At 66.2% G+C, this 20,471-nt stretch carries 14 protein-coding genes and 5 pseudogenes; 14 read left to right on the top strand and 5 right to left on the bottom strand.

Annotated features, from left to right (window positions below; translation table 11 throughout):
* Nucleotides 1-438: 438 nt before the first annotated feature.
* Nucleotides 439-849: a DinB family protein gene (locus ACFWFI_RS25045; protein ID WP_387394217.1), complete on the top strand. Its 411-nt coding sequence runs from the start codon at nt 439-441 to the stop codon at nt 847-849.
* A gap of 213 nt (nt 850-1,062) precedes the next feature.
* Here the strand turns inward: ACFWFI_RS25045 and ACFWFI_RS25040 are convergent.
* Nucleotides 1,063-1,869: pseudogene (locus ACFWFI_RS25040) on the bottom strand (IS630 family transposase); the annotation flags it as partial.
* A 606-nt stretch (nt 1,870-2,475) separates the two neighbouring features.
* Here ACFWFI_RS25040 and ACFWFI_RS25035 point away from each other — a divergent pair.
* Complete coding sequence (locus tag ACFWFI_RS25035) at nt 2,476-3,726, top strand: ParA family protein (RefSeq protein ID WP_387394215.1); 1,251 nt, start codon at nt 2,476-2,478, stop codon at nt 3,724-3,726.
* Entirely contained in the window at nt 3,723-4,811 is a 1,089-nt protein-coding gene (locus ACFWFI_RS25030) for a ParB/RepB/Spo0J family partition protein (protein WP_387394213.1), read from the top strand. Before ACFWFI_RS25035 ends, ACFWFI_RS25030 begins: the two co-directional genes overlap by 4 nt.
* Before the next feature lie 537 nt (nt 4,812-5,348).
* Here ACFWFI_RS25030 and ACFWFI_RS25025 read toward each other — a convergent pair.
* Entirely contained in the window at nt 5,349-5,576 is a 228-nt protein-coding gene (locus tag ACFWFI_RS25025; RefSeq protein WP_387394211.1) for a hypothetical protein, read from the bottom strand.
* 134 nt (nt 5,577-5,710) lie between these two features.
* On the opposite strand from ACFWFI_RS25025, the gene ACFWFI_RS25020 reads away from it, so the two are divergent.
* Both ACFWFI_RS25020 and ACFWFI_RS25015 read left to right on the top strand, forming a co-directional pair.
* A complete protein-coding gene (locus ACFWFI_RS25020) occupies nt 5,711-5,977 on the top strand; it encodes a DUF6959 family protein (protein ID WP_387394209.1) in 267 nt (88 codons plus the stop codon).
* A gap of 932 nt (nt 5,978-6,909) precedes the next feature.
* Nucleotides 6,910-7,521: a hypothetical protein gene (locus ACFWFI_RS25015; protein WP_387394208.1), complete on the top strand. Its 612-nt coding sequence runs from the start codon at nt 6,910-6,912 to the stop codon at nt 7,519-7,521.
* A 709-nt stretch (nt 7,522-8,230) separates the two neighbouring features.
* Here the strand turns inward: ACFWFI_RS25015 and ACFWFI_RS25010 are convergent.
* Nucleotides 8,231-10,825 (bottom strand): DEAD/DEAH box helicase, encoded by a 2,595-nt coding sequence (locus ACFWFI_RS25010; protein WP_387394206.1) that lies wholly within the window; start codon nt 10,823-10,825, stop codon nt 8,231-8,233.
* The gene (locus ACFWFI_RS25005) at nt 10,822-11,505 is read right to left on the bottom strand and encodes a hypothetical protein (RefSeq protein WP_387394204.1); all 684 of its coding nucleotides are present in this window, start codon (nt 11,503-11,505) and stop codon (nt 10,822-10,824) included. The genes ACFWFI_RS25010 and ACFWFI_RS25005 overlap by 4 nt, the downstream gene beginning before the upstream one ends.
* A gap of 616 nt (nt 11,506-12,121) precedes the next feature.
* Between ACFWFI_RS25005 and ACFWFI_RS25000 the strand changes: the two are divergent.
* Together ACFWFI_RS25000 and ACFWFI_RS24995 are read left to right on the top strand one after the other, a co-directional pair.
* A pseudogene (locus tag ACFWFI_RS25000) lies at nt 12,122-12,276 on the top strand (FAD-dependent monooxygenase); the annotation flags it as partial.
* A gap of 31 nt (nt 12,277-12,307) precedes the next feature.
* Nucleotides 12,308-12,653: pseudogene (locus ACFWFI_RS24995) on the top strand (Tn3 family transposase); the annotation flags it as partial.
* 42 nt (nt 12,654-12,695) lie between these two features.
* Here ACFWFI_RS24995 and ACFWFI_RS24990 read toward each other — a convergent pair.
* Complete coding sequence (locus ACFWFI_RS24990; RefSeq protein ID WP_387394202.1) at nt 12,696-13,034, bottom strand: hypothetical protein; 339 nt, start codon at nt 13,032-13,034, stop codon at nt 12,696-12,698.
* A gap of 1,076 nt (nt 13,035-14,110) precedes the next feature.
* On the opposite strand from ACFWFI_RS24990, the gene ACFWFI_RS24985 reads away from it, so the two are divergent.
* The 7 genes and pseudogenes from ACFWFI_RS24985 to ACFWFI_RS24955 all read left to right on the top strand — a co-directional run.
* Entirely contained in the window at nt 14,111-15,187 is a 1,077-nt protein-coding gene (locus tag ACFWFI_RS24985) for a bifunctional DNA primase/polymerase (protein ID WP_387394200.1), read from the top strand.
* Nucleotides 15,184-16,752, top strand: coding sequence for a DNA primase family protein (locus tag ACFWFI_RS24980; RefSeq protein WP_387394198.1), 1,569 nt, complete (start codon nt 15,184-15,186; stop codon nt 16,750-16,752). The genes ACFWFI_RS24985 and ACFWFI_RS24980 overlap by 4 nt, the downstream gene beginning before the upstream one ends.
* 126 nt (nt 16,753-16,878) lie before the next feature.
* The gene (locus ACFWFI_RS24975; protein WP_387394196.1) at nt 16,879-17,259 is read left to right on the top strand and encodes a DUF6009 family protein; all 381 of its coding nucleotides are present in this window, start codon (nt 16,879-16,881) and stop codon (nt 17,257-17,259) included.
* Between the two features lie 120 nt (nt 17,260-17,379).
* Nucleotides 17,380-17,496: pseudogene (locus ACFWFI_RS24970) on the top strand (SAM-dependent methyltransferase); the annotation flags it as partial.
* Nucleotides 17,497-17,526: 30 nt separating this feature from the next.
* Nucleotides 17,527-17,751, top strand: a complete 225-nt coding sequence (locus ACFWFI_RS24965) for a hypothetical protein (RefSeq protein WP_387394194.1) — start codon at nt 17,527-17,529, stop codon at nt 17,749-17,751.
* Nucleotides 17,752-17,908: 157 nt separating this feature from the next.
* Nucleotides 17,909-19,336, top strand: a complete 1,428-nt coding sequence (locus ACFWFI_RS24960) for a serine hydrolase domain-containing protein (protein WP_387394192.1) — start codon at nt 17,909-17,911, stop codon at nt 19,334-19,336.
* Between the two features lie 170 nt (nt 19,337-19,506).
* A pseudogene (locus ACFWFI_RS24955) lies at nt 19,507-20,077 on the top strand (transposase); the annotation flags it as partial.
* Nucleotides 20,078-20,471: the final 394 nt, after the last annotated feature.

Raw genomic sequence — 20,471 nt, 5'->3', positions numbered from 1 at the left:
GCGCGGGTGACCGGGCCGTTGTGTTTTACTTATCCGGGCGTTATTGGTCAACAGTGGGCTCGCACCTATCACGCCGTGATAGGTCGCGGTTCTGGTGCGCATGCGCGAGTGGATCCGGCTGGGTAGGGCGGCTATCACGGCGTGATAGGCCGACACTGCAAAAAAAAACATGCCTAGTGGCTCGTCTCGAATCCTTGACCGGTAAAGGATCGCGCCTGTTCGATACCAAGCGAGCGGCCCTCTTGGTGTGTATGCACCTCCAGGCCCTGTGGCCTTTGGCTGGCTTCCTCGTCCACCTCCCGGACGGGGAAGCCCGCGACATCGGCCTCGTGTCAAGATCACCCGATCAGTGATGGCAAGCGCGTGCACCCGTCCGAGGTGGCTGGCGACCGTGCGTCGCTGACCACGTTCCTCGACTACCAGCGCGCGACTCTCGCCATGAAGTGCCAGGGGCTGACCGGCGAGCAGCTGAAGCAGAAGCCGGTTCCGACCTCGGGTCTCTCCCTCCTCGGCCTGGTGCGGCATGTGGCCGAGGTCGAGCGGAGCTGGTTCCGGATGGTGCTGAACGGCGAGGACTGCGAGGCTCTCTGGTCCAGGATCAACGGCGAGTTCGCGGAATTCCAGGTGGATGACGCCGACGTGGACGAGGCGTTCGCTTTCTGGCGCGAGGAGTGCGAGGGCTCCCGAGCCGCCGCGGAGGCCGTCGAGTCCCTTGACGACACGGTGGACTTCCGGGGCGAGGTCATCTCGCTCCGCTATGTCCTGACCCACATGATCGAGGAGTATGCGCGCCACAACGGCCACGCTGACCTGCTCCGTGAGGCGATCGACGGAGAAGTTGGCGAGTAGGACATCGGTCGGCCTGGCCCAGCGGGCCGTTCGATGACAGGTCAGGCCACCTTCGCTGGATAGTCGGCCCAGCTGCGGATCGGTGAGTCGGGGGCGAAGTTGGTCTTCGGTTCGGCGCGGGCGTTGCGCCCAGCGAACGTAGGCGGCGATGGCGGCGTTCTGTTCGCCGTGGCTGCGGTGGTCGGTGCCGTTGAGGGCGAAGTAGCGCAAGGCCGCGAACTCGGACTCGATCCAGTTCAGCCACGATCCGTAGGTCGGTAGGAAAACCAGCTCGACGTCGCTCGCGGCCGCCCAGGCCCGGACGTTCGGGTGCTCGTGCGGCGAGAAGTTGTCCAGAACGACGTACAGCTTCTCGCCGGGCCAGCGGACGCGCAGGGCCTTGAGCAGGGCCAGGAACTCGCGCCAGCGTTTGCGGGGCCGGATGCGGTAGTACATCTTCCCGGTGGCCAGATCGAGGGCGGCGAGCATGTGCATCACCCCGTCGTAGCGGTTGTAAGTTGCCCGCAGCCGGCGCGATGAGCGCAGTGGTCGCCACGCCTTGCCCTTGCGGGGCATCAGGTTGAGCGGTCCGAACTCGTCCACGCACACCGCCCGGCCATCGCTCTGCGGGCTGTCGTAGAGCGCCAGGACCCGGTGCATCTTGGCGATGAAGTCCGGGTCGTTCGACGACTTCCAGGTCGTGGTGGTCTGCCAGGAGACCTTGCCCTCGCGCAGTATCCGCCGCAGCGTCTCGCGGCTGACCGACGGGACGACCTTCTGCTTCACCAGGTGCTCAGCGAGCTTGGTCAGGCTCCAGGTCGAGAACGCGGCGATCTTCCAGTCGGCGGGGGACGTCCGAGCGATCAGGCAGATGTGCTCACGCACCTGGCCGCTGATCGTCCTGGGACGTCCCCCGCTCCATTTTGGGTCCAGAGACTCGAACCCCCGCTCGTTGAACGCGTGGATGACGTCACGCACGTAGTCGGCGCTGACCTGCATCAACGAGGTAATGTCCGGCACCGACTGGCCCTGGGCGAACATCAGCACGACGATCGCCCGCCGCAGCCTCACCGGATCCTTCGCCGTCCGGCTGATCCGCTGCAACCGTCTCCCCACATCCATGTTCACCGGCCGTACGAACACTCCCGGACGACGCCCCACAACCACCTCCACGATCACGACCTGGAGGCAGCCTGCTGTGCAACCGACGCACGATCAATTACCTGGCCAAGGATCCGAGACGAGCCACTAGCTACCGCAGTCAGGCCCCCGGTCGCGTCTCGACCTGGGAGGGCCACGGCCTTCGGTCGGTCGGCAAGCAGAAGGCTTTCCGGGTGCCATCAGGGATTCTGGCGCCAAGCCTTCGCAGAGCCAGCGCTGAGTATCAGCACTGGCTGGGGCCTATCCCAGCGACGCTGCTGCGCTGGTGAACGCGCGGTGTCGTTGACCTATCACGGCGTGATAGGTCAACAGTGGGCTCGCACCTATCACGCCGTGATAGGTCGCGGTTCTGGTGCGCATGCGCGAGTGGATCCGGCTGGGGGAGGACGGCTATCACGGCGTGATAGGCCGACACTGCAAAAAAAACATGCCTAGCTAACGCGTGGCGTACCACGTTGATCTTTCGCGTTAGTAGAGTGTCGGACTATGACGTCACCTGATACCAGTGGCGACCGCGAGAAGGTCGTCTCCAAACTGCCCTCCTGGCTCCGTCAGGAGTTGAAGATCCGTGCTGTCCTGCACAGCCTCGACATGCAGGAGGCCGTCGAAGCCGGCATCACAGCGTGGCGGGGCCTCGGATCCAACCTCAGCCCCATCGACACGAGCGGCGCAGAGTCCTTCGCTACCTTCCTGCCAGCCGAGCTCTGGTCGGGATTTCGCGCCGACTGCAAACTCCGAGGCGTATCCCTCATCCAGGGCCTCGCGCAGTCTGTGCAGATGTGGCTCGACATCAATCCCGCGCCAGCCGTGAAGCGCCCGGAAATCGTTCGCCGATTCATCGTCTGCAACCAGAAGGGCGGCGTCGGCAAAACCGCTATCACCGCCGGCACTGGAGAAGCTCTCGCAGAATCCCCCACCGCGTTGGTACCCGTACGCGTCTCCAAGCACTTCGCGGCTCTACTCACCGAGAACGAGACCAGCACTCAGGACCCGCTCGCCCTCGAAGACCTCCCTGGCCTCGGCCAGCGAGTGCTGCTCGTCGACTTCGACCCCCAGGGCCACCTCACCCGCCAGCTGGGGCAGGAGCCCCTCCCCATGGGTGGAGACTCCCTCACCAATCACATGGCCGGCGAGGGCAAGGGTGAACTCCGCGACCTCATCGTCCCTATCGACGAAGACCGCTTCGGTGAGCGGCTCCATCTCCTGCCTGCCTGCACCGACGCCTTCCTCCTGGACGTGCGCCTCGCATCCGTGCGAGCACGCGAGGCCTCCCTGGAACGTGCCCTGTCCCCCATCGAGGCCGACTACGACGTCATCCTCGTCGACTGCCCGCCCAGCCTCGGGCTGAGCATGGACGCCGCCACCTACTACGGACGACGCCGCCCACAGGAATCCCCCGGCAACTCCGGCGCCCTCATCGTGGTCCAAGCCGAGGACAGCAGCGCCGACGCCTACGGACTCCTCACGTCCCAGATCGAGGACATGCGTGCCGACCTCGCGCTCGACGTCGATTACCTCGGACTCGTGGTCAACCACTACGACGCCCGCCGCGGCTACATCGCCACATCATCCCTACAGTCCTGGATGGACATAAAGGATCCCCGCGTCGTCGGCGTGATCGGAGACCTCAAAGAACAGAAGGAGGCCGTCCGCGCTAAGCGACCCCTCCTCGCCTACGCGCCCCGCTGCGACCAATCAGTCGCGCTGCGCGCCCTCGCCCGGGAGATCAGCAAGTGACCAAGGCCAAGAACCTCGGCGCTGGAGCCTCCTTCGCACAGGCCCGCCCCATTAGCGCCCGCCGCGCCGCCATTGGTGCCGCCACTGGCGCACCCACCGACGGAGTCCCCGACCCCACGGAACTCCCCCTCGGCGTCATCAGTCAGAACCCCGACAACCCGCGTGAAGAGCTCCGCGACCTCGACGGGCTTGCCGACAGCATCCGAGAGATCGGACTCATCAACGCAATCACCATCGCCAGCGTCGAGGCATACCTGGCCGAACGCCCGGACCGGGCAGATGACCTCGACGAAGGCGCCCGCTTCATCGTCATCGACGGCCACCGCCGGCTCGAAGCCGCCCGACTCGCCGGCGCTTCGAAGATCCGGGTCAGCGTCGACAACGCCCTTGTCTCCACCGACGAATCCCTCCTCGAAGCAGCCTTCGTCGCCAACGTCCACCGCGACGATATGAACCCGCTTGAGCAGGCCCAGGCACTGCGCAAGCTAGTCGAGTTCTACGGCTCGCAGAGCAAGGCAGCCAAGAGGCTGGGCATCGGCCAGTCGACCATCTCCTCGAAGCTGTCGGTCCTCGACCTCGACCCCGAACTTCAGGCGGACCTCGTCGCCGGACGTCGAAAGATCGAGCACGTGCGGAACTTGGCCAAGCTGGCCCCAGAGGAACAGCGGGAGAAGGCGGATGCACGAGCAGGTGCTTCCGCTGAGCAGAAGTCCTCGGTCGCACCCAGTGGGGGAGTGGTTCAGGAAGTTACCCCGATGCAGCCTGAGGCACCGGCCCCTGCCCCAATCACGCCGCTGGAGAAGCCAGAGCTATCACGCCGTGATAACTCCGCCGCTTCCGCGGAGTCAGAGACCGCCTCTGAAGAGTTGCCTGCCCAGCGCACCGAAGCCGACAGCCAGCAGGCGGACGTCACGGAGCTTGCACCGGGGGAGTCGGGCTTCGTTCCGCTCGGCCACGTGACCAAGATGCCGTGGCACGACGGCGAAGCCGTGGCGGATCTCGTACTGAAGAAGATGGACTCCGAGCAGCAACAGGTACTCCTGTCGCGGCTTCTCACCGTGCACAGTGAGGTGGCCAGCGACTGAGTCGCAACACTCGTACCTCAGTCAGGAAGCGTCGAGGGGAAGGGCGCGCCGGGCGTCTGCCCCGCACGTTGGGTGCGGGGCCGCCACGGCACCAGCTGACAGACAACGAGCGACGATAAGACAGCTGGTCACACGTACGTGTGAAATATCCGCAGGGCCCGCAAGAGCGTGGAGCAGAGTGACATCAGCGGATGAGCCAGCGCAAGGCAGGCCGTGCCGGTGCTAGTTGCGAGTACCGCTTCGGTCATTACGGCGGCCCCGAACGTAACTCCACCGGCGTCCCGGGTAGGGGCGGCCCCGCGCAACGTGCGAATGGAACACGGAGCCGCTGCCCGCCGTCCTGTCAGAAGCGGACATTCCCGTGGTGACAGTACGTCGACAAGCGAAACGCCGCTCGCCGAGGGCTTAGACGTCGCGCATCACTGAGGACTGGTCTTGCTCGCAGCAGGCTGTGTTCAGGCGAGGACGCTGGCTGCGGCGGCATCGACCCTGCGGTGCACCCTGGGTACCAACGCGAGGGCCGAAGCTTGCGGTGAGTCACCGCTTGACGCGGTTGCGAACAGCTTGGACGGCGAGGGCAAGAAGCAAGGGTTCGGTCAGGCGTGAGGTCATCTCGATGTAGCTGTCCGCAGTGGTCAGGTCCTGGCCCGAGGAGCGGAACGCCACCGAGGCGAGCGTGATGTCCAGGGCCTTCTCGAAGCGTTCACCGGTGAAGCGGTTACTTGTGGGACCTTGCGGATCGTCCTTGTCGACCTCGAGGATCACTCTGCCTCCTCCGGCCGGGACTGTGCCGGTTGCTGTTTGCTTCGGAGTGTCCCTGGGGAGGCCGACGGCCATCAGCAGGCTGCTGCTGTACGCCGTCGTTGATGTCAGATGGTGATGTCAGGTTGGATGGCTGCATGGAGCACGTCGAAGCTGAGCTGTTCACGGACGGTGGGAACAACGCTGTGGTGCGCTTGCCACCCCATCGGTTCCCCGGCGTCTTGATTCAGGGTGACTCTCTCTCCATTATCCGCAGCGAAGTTGCCGAAGTCATTGAGGCCTGCGACCAGGGCGACCTCGCCGGGGCACGGGAAACCGCCGGCCTTCTGTTGGCCGACCTCGATGCCCTGCTGGTGCAGTACACCGCTGCACTGGATGCCCACAAGATCCCGCGGCCGTACTGATCGCCAGGCTCCGAGCTTGGGAATCACTGGTGACCCAGCCCCGAACCGGCCGCTGATCTGGGATAACAACGGCTGGCGCCCCGCCGGACAAGTCGGACGCACGCCCTTGCTCACCGCTGTTCACCGCACCTGGTGGCACGGTTCTGGCACGGCTACCTTCTGATCCGTAGCTCAAGCCGGATCGGTCAGTGACGGCCATTCCGGCCGCTACCAGGCTCCAGAGGGGCGCTACCGGACGCGGGCGATTGCTGGGGTTGCGGTACCTGACTGCTGTACCGCAGGATCGAACGGGGGCGACCATGGAACGGCATGCGCTGGAATTGCTGTTGGCCGGTGATGACGAGGCGTCCGTGATAGCTCTGGCGACCCTCCGCAGCGGGGCCACCTACTGGGTGGGAGACCGGGCACAACCCGCGGGCCAGCATGCTGGAGTCTTTAAGCGCCGACTTCAGCGCATGCGGACGCACGGACTCGAACCGCTTGGGCTGGAACGAGCCGTGCAGCTCGTCCGCGAGCATGGCCGGCCCGTACGCACAGGGATGATCGATTCTGCCGATCGGACATGGACCACTCTGCTCTTCCTCACCGAGGACGGCAGCGCACTAGTGGCCTGCGCCGGCTGGCCGCTGCCGCTTGTCAGGAAGCCACCGCTTTAGAAGCGAGGTGTAGCGAGTTGGGGTCTGACCTGCAAGATGCTGACTTCGGCGCTCGTCCGCAGTGGTCCCTGCCGGCGTCTGCAGTTCCCTGTGATTCCCCGCCCCATCTGGCGCGGTTGTGGCACGTAGGACTTGGTTGTGAGCCTGTCTTTTCTCTTCTGCGTACGGTCGCTCTCTTGCCCTGACACACTTGACCTAGTGATCAGTGCGACTGCTGCCGCTGGGCAGCCCGAGAGCCTCGCATCGTCCCTTCCAGCCGCTGCAGTGGTGGGGGCAATGGCCCTGCTCTTCACGGCCGCTACGTTCTGGTGGCTCAATGCCCGCTTGGGAGTGCTGAAGAGCTGGGAGCCTCAGACCTACGCCATGTCGCTCAATCGGGACTACGTGCGTGTCCGCTTGCCACTGGTCATGTACAACACCGGGGCAAGGCCGATCGTGGTGTTGGACCTGCGGATGAGATTCCCGGATGAACCCGAGGCCTTGTGGCCGCTGGTCTGGACCGGCACGTCCGAGGAGCTCATGCCTAAATCGGCAGATGACGTTGTAGCCCCAACAGGCTTCGCCATCGCGGGCCGGACAGCAGAGCAACTGGTCGTCAGCTTCACTGTGCCGTCGCCAGGCTTCATACCTGAAGTACGTGACTACCAGGTGGTAATCGAAGCGGTTCTGGGGCAGCGGAAGCTGTGGCAGCGAGTGCTACGGCGGGACAGTAGGTGGCAGCCCTTCGCACGCTTCGGTCTCCGAATGGGGCGTATGCGGTACACAGGCTCGTTCGGCGCGTACTCGAACTCGCCTCGCGACCTGCAAATGGACACCCTTCGGGCGCCTGACGACGCAATGCAGCGCCTGGCTCTTCGGCTACGCGATGAGCGTAAGGGGAGTTCTTAGCAGTTTCGGCTCGATGCTTGATAGCGGCTTTCGGTGGATGGCTACGACGCAGCGGCTCCCACCGAACCCGCCACTCACCCCAGCTCCCATCCCGTCCGCCTTCGACCCACACACCGTGGAGCGGGCGTGGTTCAGGGCGTCAAGGTGGAGCGCGCCACTGTACGAACGACCCTGACGCCCTGGGCCGCGACTGCTCGGCTCTGCCTGGGTCGAAGGTGGTCGGGATGGGAGCCCCCACGACGCTCACCATGAATCCGCCGGCACCCGCGAACGGCGCCCCTCCCATCCCGGAGTCTGAGCGCCCCCGCCGGAGGCATGTCTTGAAGCCGCGGGCTTGGTTCTCGTCTCATGCCCCACGGGCCTATCCACTGCGGGCGCGCGTCGGCGGCGGCAGCGACGAGCGGGCCGAAGGCAGGAGCGCGGGAGCGGCCAGAGCCGGGAAGCGCGCCCGGCGGAGCGGAGCGCAGCCGGGTGCCTTGAACCCGTAGAGAAGGTTTCTACTCACGCCCCAGCGCGACGCGCCCGAGGGACTACCGTCAACGCCCCCGCAGCGGCTCGCTGCGGGGGCGTTCTGACTGGTTCATTGGACATGGGTGCCGTGGAAAGCGCCGTGCAGGAAACGGGGACGGCAACCACCCCGCGAGGCTGATCGTCCTCCGGATGTCCCCAACTCAGGCAACAGCAAGGGTGGCGGTGGCGGCGATGCCCATCATGTCCACCGCATCCCGACGGCGGACAGCTTCTCGGCCCGTTCGGATGTCAGCGTGGCGGCACGGGTTCGTTGGTTCGCGACCCAGGCACCGAGCTTGAGCGGGCGCTCCTCTTCCTGGCCATCGCCCGTCCTGGACACGCTGATGGTCTCAATGTGCTTTCGGGGGACCTTGAGGTGGCCTTCCCGCTGGAAGAACTGCCTGGCGGCGGAAAGATGCATCGTCCACTTCTGGGCCTGGCTCATCGAGGGCTTCGGCTTCTCGGCCTCCTCGGCGGGTTCGATGCCGAGGACGTTGACGCACATCCACTGCTGGGCGCCGGTGAGCTTGTCCCACCCCGTACGGACCGTTTGAACCCAGCGTCCCAGGTCCTCGCCCTGCACCAAGGCCTGACCTGGCTGGGTAGGCAGGAACTCACCGGACTTGAGGTGGAGGCGGATGAGGTGGAAGGTGCGCTGCCAGGTGACGGGCCAGGCCGGGCACCACGACGGATCGATGTCCTCCAGCTGCTCGCGCCGCTCCTCCGACAGGACCCAGCCCGTCGTGTCAGCAGGCAGTCCTTCGGCCTCGCGCCGTTGGCTGTCGTCGGCGCGGCGTGCGGCGGCGCGGGCGTTCTTCAGGAAGAGGCCGACTTTCGCCCCTTCGTAGGTGGCGTCCAGCGGTGCGAGCAGGTGACCGTGCAGGTCGGCCCAGGCTCGGGCCGCGGACAGGCCTTCCTCCCAGGCGACATCCACGGTGGACCAGATCATGCCGAGCTTCTCAAGCTGGACGATCCGGTCATCCGACATGGTGCCGCGGGCGTACTGTCGGCGGGCATCGGCGATCCACTGCCCGAGTGGGAACCCGGCCAGCGAAGCTGGCCAACCCGTCTCGTCGGCACCGTCCTTCGCGCCGTCAAGGTCGCCGTCCTGCTGGGGTCCGGGAGCGCGGAAGGTGAAGGGCACACGCAGGTCGCCGTGCTTGCCGACATACAGGACGGTGGCTTCGATTCCGCGGCGCCAGTGCTCGTGTTCGGGGTCCAGGATCCGCAGCTTGATGAACGCGGCCAGCACAGCGGGGTCGCGGGGGGTGCTGAACTTCAGCAGTTCCCGCGCCCCAGTGCTCGGCCCCTCCACCTCTTCCCCTCTTTCTTGTCTCTGCTCGGTGTCGGCGTCCTCCTTCTCGCCACTATCGCCAGACTCGGTACGGGTGGGGGAGGGGGGCTGGCCCAGCATTTCCACGACGCGGGCATCGTGTGCGCGCAGGGCTTCCAAAAGCTTGGCCAGGTCTCCGTATGCCTTGCTAGTGAGCATGTTCTGCGCACTCTCGCCGGGCTTGAAGAGGATGGGGACGACAAGGGATGCGGTCTTGCCCTCGCCAGGCTGCATCCGTAGGGCGCGGCCGACGGCTTGGACGAGGTCGGGCATGGAGCCGCGTACGTCCGCGAAGTACACGCTGTCGCAGTTGCTGGTGTCGACACCTTCCCCGAGGACTTTCACCGAGCCGAGGTAGCTCTTCTCTACGACCGTGCCGTCACTCGCGATGCCTGTGGCGAACTGGTCCAGGACGTGGTTGCGGTGGAGCGGCTTGTGCTCGCCGCACAACCAGTCGGCCCAGATCTCCCGCGGGTAGAGCTCCGGGTCGTCCTGGTGCAGCCGGGCTGCGACGTCGGGCAGGCCGGTGATGAAGGCTTCGGCTTCCTTGACCAGGTGGTGGAAGGTCAGGGTGCGCTTGAAGCCTTCCTCGGCCGAGGCCTTCACCAACGCGGCCTGCAGGGCGGCAAGCCGGGCCCCGCGCACCTCCTCAGTGGTGGCCTCCGAACCCGGACGCAAGGTGTCCTGGTACTCGGAGTCCGTGACGTCAACGCACACCACCTGGTACCGGGCGCAGATCCCCCAGTTCACCGCGTCGGACAGCGTAAGCGTGTACGCCCGGCTACCAAACGGCCCGTCGGGATCGCCCTCCATACTCGCCACCAGCTCCCCGGGCTGGCCTGGGTTGTCCTCATCCAGCTGCCACACCCTGGGGGTCGCGGTCATGTAGAGGCGCCTGGAAGCAGGGATGCGCTCGTTGTCATGGACCACGGCCCAAGGCTTCCCGATCCGCCCAGAGGTGCGGTGCGCTTCGTCCACGACGATCAGGTCCCACCCACTCAGACCGTCCTGGTGGGCGCGCTCCAGGGTGCCAAGACCAAGGGAGGCGTAGGTCGCGAAGACAGTCACCCGCTCAAGGTTCCGGGTCCACTCCACGAGTTCGTCGGCGTCGGTGGTGTTCGGGAAGAACGCCTCCTCACCGCGGAGCGAGGAAATTCCGATCACGGGACCGGTGCGTCCGCTGTCCCGCCAGGCCTGTGCGGTCTGGGTGAGCAGATCCAAGGAGGGGACGAGGACGAGGACACGCCCAGCGTGGAGCTCATCCGCGCTTCGGGCGGCGACGAGGGTCTTGCCCGAGCCGGTCGCCATGATGACCTGCGTCCGCAAACCGCGGGCCGGAATCCGGGCCCCGGGCGCCAACTCCAAGGCGCGCAGAACCGCATCGACAGCTTCGCGTTGATGAGAACGCAGAGAAGTCTTCGCCACGGTGGAGGTCTCCGTCGTCTGTATGAGGGTCGTCATGCGCGCACGGTCCTACGCTCGATCTCCGCATCCACGAACTGTGCCCACTGGTCAGTCCAGGCCTGGTGGTCTTCGTCGCCGTCGGCCGGGACGTCGATCAGGTCGTCGGGGACCTTGATAGTGACGGCGTCGTACTCGGCGGGGTCGAAGAAACAGGCCCACACCACCCGACGCTCGGAGTCACACACCACCGCGGCGACAGCCCCACCGGTAGCGGCATCGCCCTTGCGGACCGCATCCCACCCGGTGGCGACTGCCTTGTCCCGGCTCCGCGTCGTCGCCGTGCCGGCGCCGTGCGGGTGTTGGCGCCCGGTCAGGGTGTGGAGGTACCAGCGTGTGCCCACGGCTTGTGGCCAGCGGTTGCGTGCGGCCTGCCGCGTGATGCCCGCGGCGGCCCCCATCTCCGGGTAACTCGCTCCGGCCCGGCCGGCCCGCGCCGCTGCGTCCTCCATCACCTGCTCGGCGACCTTGCCGCACTCGGCAGCGACCTCCAGGTGTCGCAGATGCAGCCGCCGGGCGGCGGGGGAGTCGGGGCGGAGCGCGTTCACGCTGTGCGGGTGCTCGTCCGCAGGGATGCCCCCACGCCGCTTCGCCTCGGCCCACAACAGGTTCTGAAGAGCCGTCGCGAAACCAACTTGCTCTTCCTCCTCGCCGTCGCTCAGCAACCTGCCATCACTCATAGTGACATTCTACACACCGAATCACAACTCTGACAACAAAAGTGTCTAACACGAGGCTGTCAGTAGAGAAATGCACAACAGCCCCCAGATCCGCTCCCCTCAACCGTCCGTCTCCACTCCGATCCATACGGACGGACGGGCCTGGCCAGCAGAAACGGCCGCGCGCGGAGAGGACCATCTGAGAAAGCGTTTGGCGGTTTTGCCATGCTTGGAGCGCTGACTGTCGAAGCCGGGAGTCGGCCGCCTCGGGGACCTCTACTCGCCGATGTCTGCGCAGGTCCAGACGTTCAAGGATGGTGTTCCGAATTTCGCGTTGCTGCAGGTAGCGGCAGGCGCCACCTGCAGCAGCAGCTCGGACCCGACTGCGAGGTCACTCTCCGACCCGAGCAACTGCCCCCGTAGCCACGCTGCTGGCCTTGGCGGACCGGTATCCGCTGTGCAGCTGCTTGTTACCCTCCCAGCCTGTCATCGGCCCAGCCGACCACGGCAAGGTCCGGGGGAGGGCTCGTAGGCGGCGCGGTGCCCTTCTGCCCCGCAGCTGCTCACGTGAGCACGACACGGATCATCCATCCGCTGGCTCACGCCGTCGATTCGGTTCGATTTGGTGACAGGGCGGCCTGGAGAGCTGGACAAGGCCGTCCGCGCCTTCGAGGAACAGATGTGGGCACGGGCCGGCAGGTGGGCAACATCTCGATGGCGGGTCTGGAACGCCTCGTGAGCCCGGACCCCTCCGAAGCCGTCGCCCTCTTCGACGAGGTCCAGCCTTCCTGACTGCCAAGCGCGAAAGCATGCCCCAGTCCCCACCATGGAGGAGTCCCGCCACAAGCAGGCCCGCGACGAGTGCCGCGGCAAGCGCGGCACCATCCACCAGACGTACCGGGACGGCATGGAGGACCAGCTCGGCGCGCTCGGCCTGGTCATCAACGCCATCGTGCTCTGGACACCCGCTACAACGACGCCGCCGGTCGCCCAGCTGAAGGCCGAGGTCTACGAGATCCGGATGCGGACATTGCCCGGCTGTCCCGCTCAAGCACAAGAACCTCAACCTCCTCGGCTGTTACAGCTTCACCGCCTCCAACCCGGCCGCCCGCATCCTGCGGCCACTGCGCGAGCCGGACACGGCCGAACTCAACGCCGAGGAGGTGTAGGCGACCTCGGCGGCGTGAGAGCCGTGCGGCAGCGCGTTGGACTCAGGTCTCGGCGTTACGGCGCCGCTCGGGAGTGAGGACGTAGGCAATCGCCATGTCGCCGAGCTCGTCGGCGTACCGGCGTCCGGCCGCTTCGCCGGTGGCGGCATCGGGGCGTACGGAGTTCTGGAAGCAAGCGCCGAGGATGGCGCGGGCCACGGTGTCGAGCGCCTGCTTGCGCTGGAAGCGGCAGATCTGGTCGGCGCCGGGGCTGCCCGCTTCGAGCAGGAGGCTGTGGAGTTCGGTGATGGTGCGCGCCCCGCGGTCCAGGGACTTGGTCCCGCGCGCGCAGCAGTTCGGGGAAGAGGCTGCTGCTGTCGGCGAAGGACTGCAGCAATGCATGTGCGTAAGCGACCAGACTCCCCGGGCCCGGCACCGCGGCGCTTGAGCCCCGGCCCCGCCGGCGCCGGGGCATCAACGACTCGAGCGCTTCTACGCCCGCCGCGCAGTCGACCGCTTCCGAACGCTGCTGGGAAGCCAGGGGCTTTTCGACCTCTTGGCCGCGAACATCAGGCGGGCAACGCTCTCCTGCGCACGCCGCACCTCCGACGGCGTCTTCAAGGCGGGCACCACCGTGCTTGCGGCGAAAAAAGCCTCGCTTCGGGCGCGTTCCAGGCCTGGATGGACAAGACGTTCGCAGGGGGATGAGCACGTGCTCCTCGCGGCGCACCCCGAGCACCACGTGTTGAGCACCGATGAGATCGGCGCGCCGTCGGGGGCACCCTTGCGGGCCTCTTTTCCGGGCGCTGGGAAGCAGCTTCGGGCGCGCAGCACCACAACGTCGCTGGGTTTGCGCTGCTGAGTACGCAGTAAGCCAGCTTCACGTGGGGCTCGGGACCTTGGCGAACTGCAGTTGTTCAGTCCCTGTCTTGAGTCCCTCGGCATAAGACCAGGTCACAGGCCATGCCAGTGAAAAAGGCAGGGACTGAAGGGACCGAAGGGACCGAACATTCCAGTTCCACAGATCACGTGTGCGTGTGTATGCGTGCGCGCAAGGCCTAATACCCCTATTCATGTGTAGCTCATAACTGGAACTTTCAGTCCCTTCAGTCCCTCGAACGAAGCAGGAAGCGCACTTGACCTGCAGTTTTAAGGGAGGGACTGAAGAGGGACCGAACAGGCCGACGCTCTTCAGTCCCTCCCTCCCGGCGCCAGGTGGAGGAGCCGACACGCCCGGCCGTGAACGCGGCGCCACCAGAACGAGAAGCCACCCATCTCCCAACTCGCCAGGGACGCAAGGGACCGAAGGGACCCAAAGTTGGAAACGGCTACACGGAATCCCAGAGGCCTGCTGTAGGCTCTGGGCTCATTGGAAAACTCAGTCCCTTCGGTCCCTCGTTTGGCAGTAGCAACCGTGTGACCAGGTCTTTTAGCGCCAGGGACTGAAGGACTGTTGGCCCCCTGCAAGGACGATCAGCGTGCCGCGTCAGAGCGAGACCAGCGTTCCCCGCACTGCGGGACACGCCAGTCCCTACGATGTCGCGCGCTGGTGCGCCGCGAACGGCTGGCCCGTCCACCCCCTCGCTGCAGGACGCAAGACCCCAGTAGCCAACTGTGCGTCCTGCCGAGAAGCGACACACCGGCCTCACCAGTGCCCCTGCCACTCCGCAGGCAAGTGGTGCCATGGCTTTCACGCAGCCACGACCAACCCCAAACTTCTGGACGCCTGGTGGGGGAACAACCCAACCCTCGGCGTCGGAGTTTCCTGCGGGCCGGCGAGCCTTGTCGTCCTCGACATTGACGCCCATTGCGCGGAAGTCCCCGACCGCAACAGGCTCCTGCCCGGCATCCCTATTCACGAGAGCGTCAACCTCGACGGCCTGGCCTCAGGCTTCGACACCCTCGCTCCTCTTGCCGCGCTTCGCGGCAAGAAGAGCCCAACAGACGATGACTCCACCCTCCGAGTCCGAACCCCCTCTGGAGGACTACACGTCTGGTACCAAGCCCCCAGACACGGCCCCAAATACAAGTCCTCCGTCGGCTCCAGCCCCAAAGTCGCCCTCGCTTGGCAGGTAGATATTCGGGCCGCCAACGGATACATCGTCACCCCTGCCACACGGACTGCCGCTGGCACCTACCGTGCGCTCGGTACGACCCGCATCCCCGCCCCGCTCCCAAGCTGGCTCGCTACCGAACTACACCGCACAGGCCACCCCGTTAACAGCATCCCTACGCCCAACCTTCGCTTGAGCCCCAGCAGGACGGCTCCAGCCAGGAAACAGGCCCACCGCCTTCTTGAAGCGCTCCTGGCCCAAGTCGAGGCATGTGCTGCCAGCTCCGAAGGCACAGCGTTCACGGAGAAGCTGAACCGCGCTGCCTACACTGCCGGTGGCCTGATAGCCGCAGGCCACCTTGAGTACAACCAAGCTCATGACCTGCTAACTGCGGCCGCCGACGCCGCACGCCCCCACCGCCACCGTCACAGCAGCGCCGTCATTTCCTCTGCCCTGTCCGCCGGCGCCAGTCGGCCGCTCCATCTCAAAGGACGCCCATGAGCAGCGCTGACAGCCCACGCTTCGACGCCACGGCAGCGGCTCAGCAAATGCTCGAGCTCGAAGTCAAGACCACACAGCCCAGCCTCCCCGCGCAGCAGAACACCGCAAGCATCGCCGTCCACGAACCGGCCATGGCCAAGGGGCTACTTCCCGCGATGCTCACCGACCGTGGCAACGCCAAGCTGTTCGCGATCATGTTCGGTGACCAGTTCCGGCACGTGGAAGGCTTGGGCTGGTACCACTGGGACCAGTATCGGTGGAAGCGCACCGGCGGAGAGAAGGCCGCGCTCTGGGCCGCCGGTGACCTCGCTGAGCAAATGCCTGCCACGGATCCAACTGGCACCTTCAACGACCGGGAAATCAACGCCCACCGCCGCAGGTCCATGTCCACCCCCGGCATCAAGGCACTCCTCACCCAGGCCAAGGCGTCCCCGGCGCTGGCTCTGGACCCCGATGTCCTGGACGGCGACCCCTACGCTCTCTGCACCCCGGCCGGCGTGGTCAACCTTCACAGCGGTGAGCTCCACAAGCCCGACCCCGAAGCCGATATGCACTCCAGGGCCACCAGCGTCGCCCCCGAAGAGATGCCTACCCCGCGCTGGCACCGCTTCCTTCACGACACCTTCGGCGAGGACGCCAAGGGCCAAGAAACCATCCACTTCCTGCACCTGCTGCTCGGCTACTCGATCACCGGCGACGTCGGCGCCCAGGTCCTGCCCTTCCTTTACGGCACCGGCGCCAACGGCAAGTCCGTGCTGCTCGACGTCATGACGCAGATCCTCGGCGACTACGCCCAAGCCGCCCCGCCCGGCTTCCTCATGGAGAAGGGCAAGTTCTCCGAGCACTCCACCGAGCTCACCGAACTGCACGGGCGCCGCATCGTGGTGTGCTCTGAACTCAAACCCAACGACAAGTTTGACGAATCCCGGGTCAAGCTCCTGACCGGCGGCGACCGCATCATGGCCCGCCGGATGCGCCAGGACTACTTCAGCTTCAACCCCACACACAAGCTGTGGCTGCTGGGCAACCACCGACCCGAGGTCGGCACCGGCGGCCACGCCTTCTGGCGCCGCATCCGCCTCATTCCCTTCGAACGCGTCGTGCCGGCCACCCGCAAGATCGATAACCTGGCCAAGGAACTCGTCCAGAGCGAAGGCCCCGGCATCCTGCAATGGCTCATCGAAGGAGCCAAGCTCTACCTCGCCACCCGCGACCCCCTCGCAGGCCCCGCCACAGTCCGCTCCGCCACCGAGGCCTACGCCACCACCGAAGACCACATCGGCCGCTTCCTCACGGAATGCTGCACCACCGCCAGCCCCGACAAGAGCCCGGACCGGGCCACCGGAGACCTCCGCGTCGAGCAAGGCCTGCTCTACGCCACCTACAGCAGCTGGTGCAGCGCAGGCGAAGGCATCCGCCCCGCCACCGCACGCGCCTTCGCCACCCGAGTCCGCCAGGAACTCTCCCTTGCCTCGCCCGCTGACATGATGAAATCCAGCGGCAAGAAGTACTACCCAGGCCTTGGCCTTCTCACAGACGAAGACCCCCAGGCCGACCATGCCTGACCCTCGAGCCCTACGCACGCGCACCTCCGCCGCCTATCCTGAACACGGTGCCCCCACCCGGGAACGTGCTCACCACACAAACACCGGCCCGCAAACGGGCGAAAACAATGAAAAGGGGCTGCAGCCATGAGCTCGCTGCTGAACGAGAGCGACCTCTGCCACGAGAACGCAGTGGTCTGGCTGGAGAGCCCCGATGAGCTGGACTACGTCCGCCAAGCCCTCGATAAGACCCCACGCCGCCGCGGCAAACCCCGCTACGAGCGGGACGGACGCATGGTCGGCTACACCGAACTCGATGCCGAAGCCGAAGCCGACCCCGACAGCGGCCTGCAGCTCCGCCGTGTCTTCTTCCTCCTCCCGCATGACCGCGACGCCGACCCCGACGGCCCCTACCATGAAGGCGCCCCCGGCGAAGCCGTCGACCCTCGCACCATCGAGCCCCGCCGGGTCGGCGACAAAACCCCCCGCTCCCAACGAGGCCCCGCCGCGATAGCAGCCACCAGCTAACGGCTACGCGGGTACAGCCAAGCCGACCGAAATCGTGACAGAACCGCCTACCTCTGCCGGCACCGATTCAGTTCCACCCGGGGCGAGAGCCGTCGAGCTGAACCGGAGGGCACGCTGAACATGACTGGGCAACACGACCGTTGGGCTGAACTCACCGGCGGACAAGCCGGAGAAACGTACGCTCAGCGTTTCGCTCAACTCGCCGAATCGGGCCACGCCTTCCATGGCGAGGCCACCTCGCGTTGCTGAAGCCGGCAGTCCGCGCTCGTGCACGTCAACACCCTGCTGGTGCAACAGATCCTGGCCGAACGCGCGTGGGCGAAGAGGCTGAGCGACGAAGACCGGCGCGGCCTGACCGCGTTGTTCTGGTCGAGCGTCAACCCGTACGGGACCTTCCGCCTGGATATGGACAAGCGCCTCGACCTGGGGCTCGCAGTGCCCCATCCCCGCACCCCAGCGGACACCGCCGTTGACGGTCCGGTCCTACCTTGATCCTCGTAATATCGAGGTCATCGGTGATCCTGTTTCGTGATGACGGAGCCGTTCCGTCACGGGGAGATGGGCTGTCGGTCGGCGGCGCGTCCGAAGTTCGCTCGACGTCCCGCTCGCAGTCGAACCCGGATCCGTGTGGATATGCTAGAAAGCCGGAATGCCGTCTCAGCGCACCCTGCTTCCCCGTTCGGCGCCTGCCGCCTCGGGGATATCGTCCCGTTCGATCTCCGCGATGCTGGACAGGCTCGAAGCGCGATCAGGCGAGAGCCACTCCATTATGGTCGTGCACCGCGGTCACGTCGTGGCCGAAGGCTGGTGGTCGCCGTACTCGGCCGACCGCCCGCACCTTCTCTACTCGCTGACCAAGTCGTTCACGTCGATCGCCGTGGGGCTCGCGATCGGCGACGGGCTGCTCTCGCTGGACGACCGCGTGGTGGACGTGCTGCCCGACTGCGTCCCGGCCGACGTCTCGGAGCAGGGTCGCCGCATCACCGTTCACCACCTGCTGTCCATGACGTCCGGGCACCCCACCGACAGCCTCGCCGAGGCGTGGGAGCGGGAACCCGACGACTTGGTGAAGGGCTTCCTGAGCCTGCCGTTCGCCGCGGCCGAGGGAACGCGGCACGTCTACGACAACTCGACCACTTACATCTTGGCCCGGATGGTGGAGCGGGTCACGGGCCGCGGTCTTCCCGAGTTCCTCGACGTGCGCCTGTTTACGCCGATGGGCATCGACCACGCAGAGTGGGACCGGGTGGCCAGTGGCGCGGCCTTCGGATTCCACGGACTGCACTTGACGACCGAGGGCGTTGCCGCCTTCGGCGAACTGCTGCGGCGCGGAGGCATGTGGGGCGACCAACAACTCGTCCCACGCGGTTGGGTGGAGTTGGCGACCAGTCGGCACATCGACAGCGAGTGGATCCTGGACGGATCGGACCAGGCGGACTTCTCTTACGGCTACGGCTACCAGTTCTGGATGTCGCGTCACGGCTACCACGGCCATGGCTCCTATGCGCAGCAGTGTGTGGTGGTCCCGTCCCACGATCTCGTCGTCGCCGTGACCGCCCAAGGAGAGTCCCAGGACGTGCTCGACGCAGTCTGGGAGTGCCTGCTGCCCGGCGTGGGTCACGCGGGAAGCACCCAGGACGACGCGATCCTCGCTGATCGGCTGCAGCGACTGTCGCTGCAGCCGGTGTTGGGTTCGGCCGCCCCGGGGCGTGCGGTCAGCGCGAAACTCGACGCCTCGGCCGAGGCGTCGGCCCTGCCCGACGGAACGACGGTCACCGTCGATCCCACCGACGGTGGATGGCTCGTACGATTCGAGTCGCTCCTCGATATCGAGGTCGGCCACGGCGACTGGCGGGAGAGCGCCCCGCTCGGCCAGCCGATCGTCGCGGCCGGCGCCTGGCAGGGCAGCACCTACGTCGCCGATCTATACGTCATCACCACCCCGCACCGCGTTCGGCTGGCCGTCGACGCCGACGCGGGAACCGCGACGGCGACCTGGAGCACTCTGCCCCTGACCGGCCCCAGCCTGGAACTGCACGTGCGGTCGCCGCTGATGACACGACCTGACGTTGCGTAGGACGCGCTCCAGGACCTCTTGGATGTACACCGCATTCCTCGCCCAGCGGCACCTTGACCTCGACGAGTTCCACAACCGCGAGTGGAGCCATATCCCCGGCGAAACTACTCGCCCGCGATGCCGACCGTTACCCGGCGCCTACCCGGGCCATCGCTTGCGCCTTCGAGGTTGCAGTGCTGGTCGTCGACGCGACCGGCGACTTGAAGAAGGGAACCCAGCCGTCCTGCGCCAGTACACTCCCAGGTCGCGGTCTACCTCGTCTACGCCGGCCCCGGGGCACGCGGCGGAGGACCGCGGGAGCCGTACATCCCGCGCTCGTGGACGTGCGACCCGGACCATGCGGCCGCGGGCCTGGGTGAAGATGCCCTCTTCGCGACCAAGCCGCAAAGTGGCCTGCACGATGATCGAACCGTTCCTGGACGCCGGACACCACGTCTGCTGGGTCACCGGGGACGAGGTCTACGGCGGCAACCCAATGCTCCCCATGGCTCTGCAGGAACGCGGCATCGGCTACATCCTCGCCTGGGCCTGCTCGGCCGAAGCCGCCACCTGCGCGGGAAAGTTCCGCGCGGCTGGCCTGGCGACGAACCTGCTGAACGGCCTGGCAGAAGCTCTCGGCCGGACGCGGAGCGAAGGGACACCGCTTCTACGACTGGGCAGCCGTCGATCTGGCCGACCCCGACCCGGGCCACCACCAACTGCTGATCCGCCGCAAACCATCTCACAGGCGAACTCGCCTACTAGCGCTGCTTCTCACCCCAGCCGGGGCCGCTGACCGAGATGATTCAGGTCGCGAACTCGGGCCGGTGCTGTGCGCTTTCCGGTGAAGGCGTCGACCTCGCGCCCGCGCGGATGCTTCCCACCCACAAAAACCTGCCGCGTGCCAGGCAGACCAGCTCTTTCAGCGACTCACCGGGTTCGGTCGCTGACGTAGGCAGACGGCAAAGACGCAGTTCCCGTGCTGCGAAGAACCTGAAAAGCGACTGAAGCGACTGAAGCCTTCTATCTATGACACGCACACGTTGCACGAAAAAGAGCAGTACCCAACTCATAATCCGGACCTTGCGTCGCTTGAGACGCTGTCCCCTCGGCATAGCTCTGTGACCTGTGCTTTTTGCCGTCCCCAGGTGAAGCG

The organism is Streptomyces sp. NPDC060209 (genome assembly GCF_042728155.1).
Lineage (GTDB): Bacteria > Actinomycetota > Actinomycetes > Streptomycetales > Streptomycetaceae > Streptomyces.
This window is presented reverse-complemented; position numbering and strand designations above follow the sequence as displayed.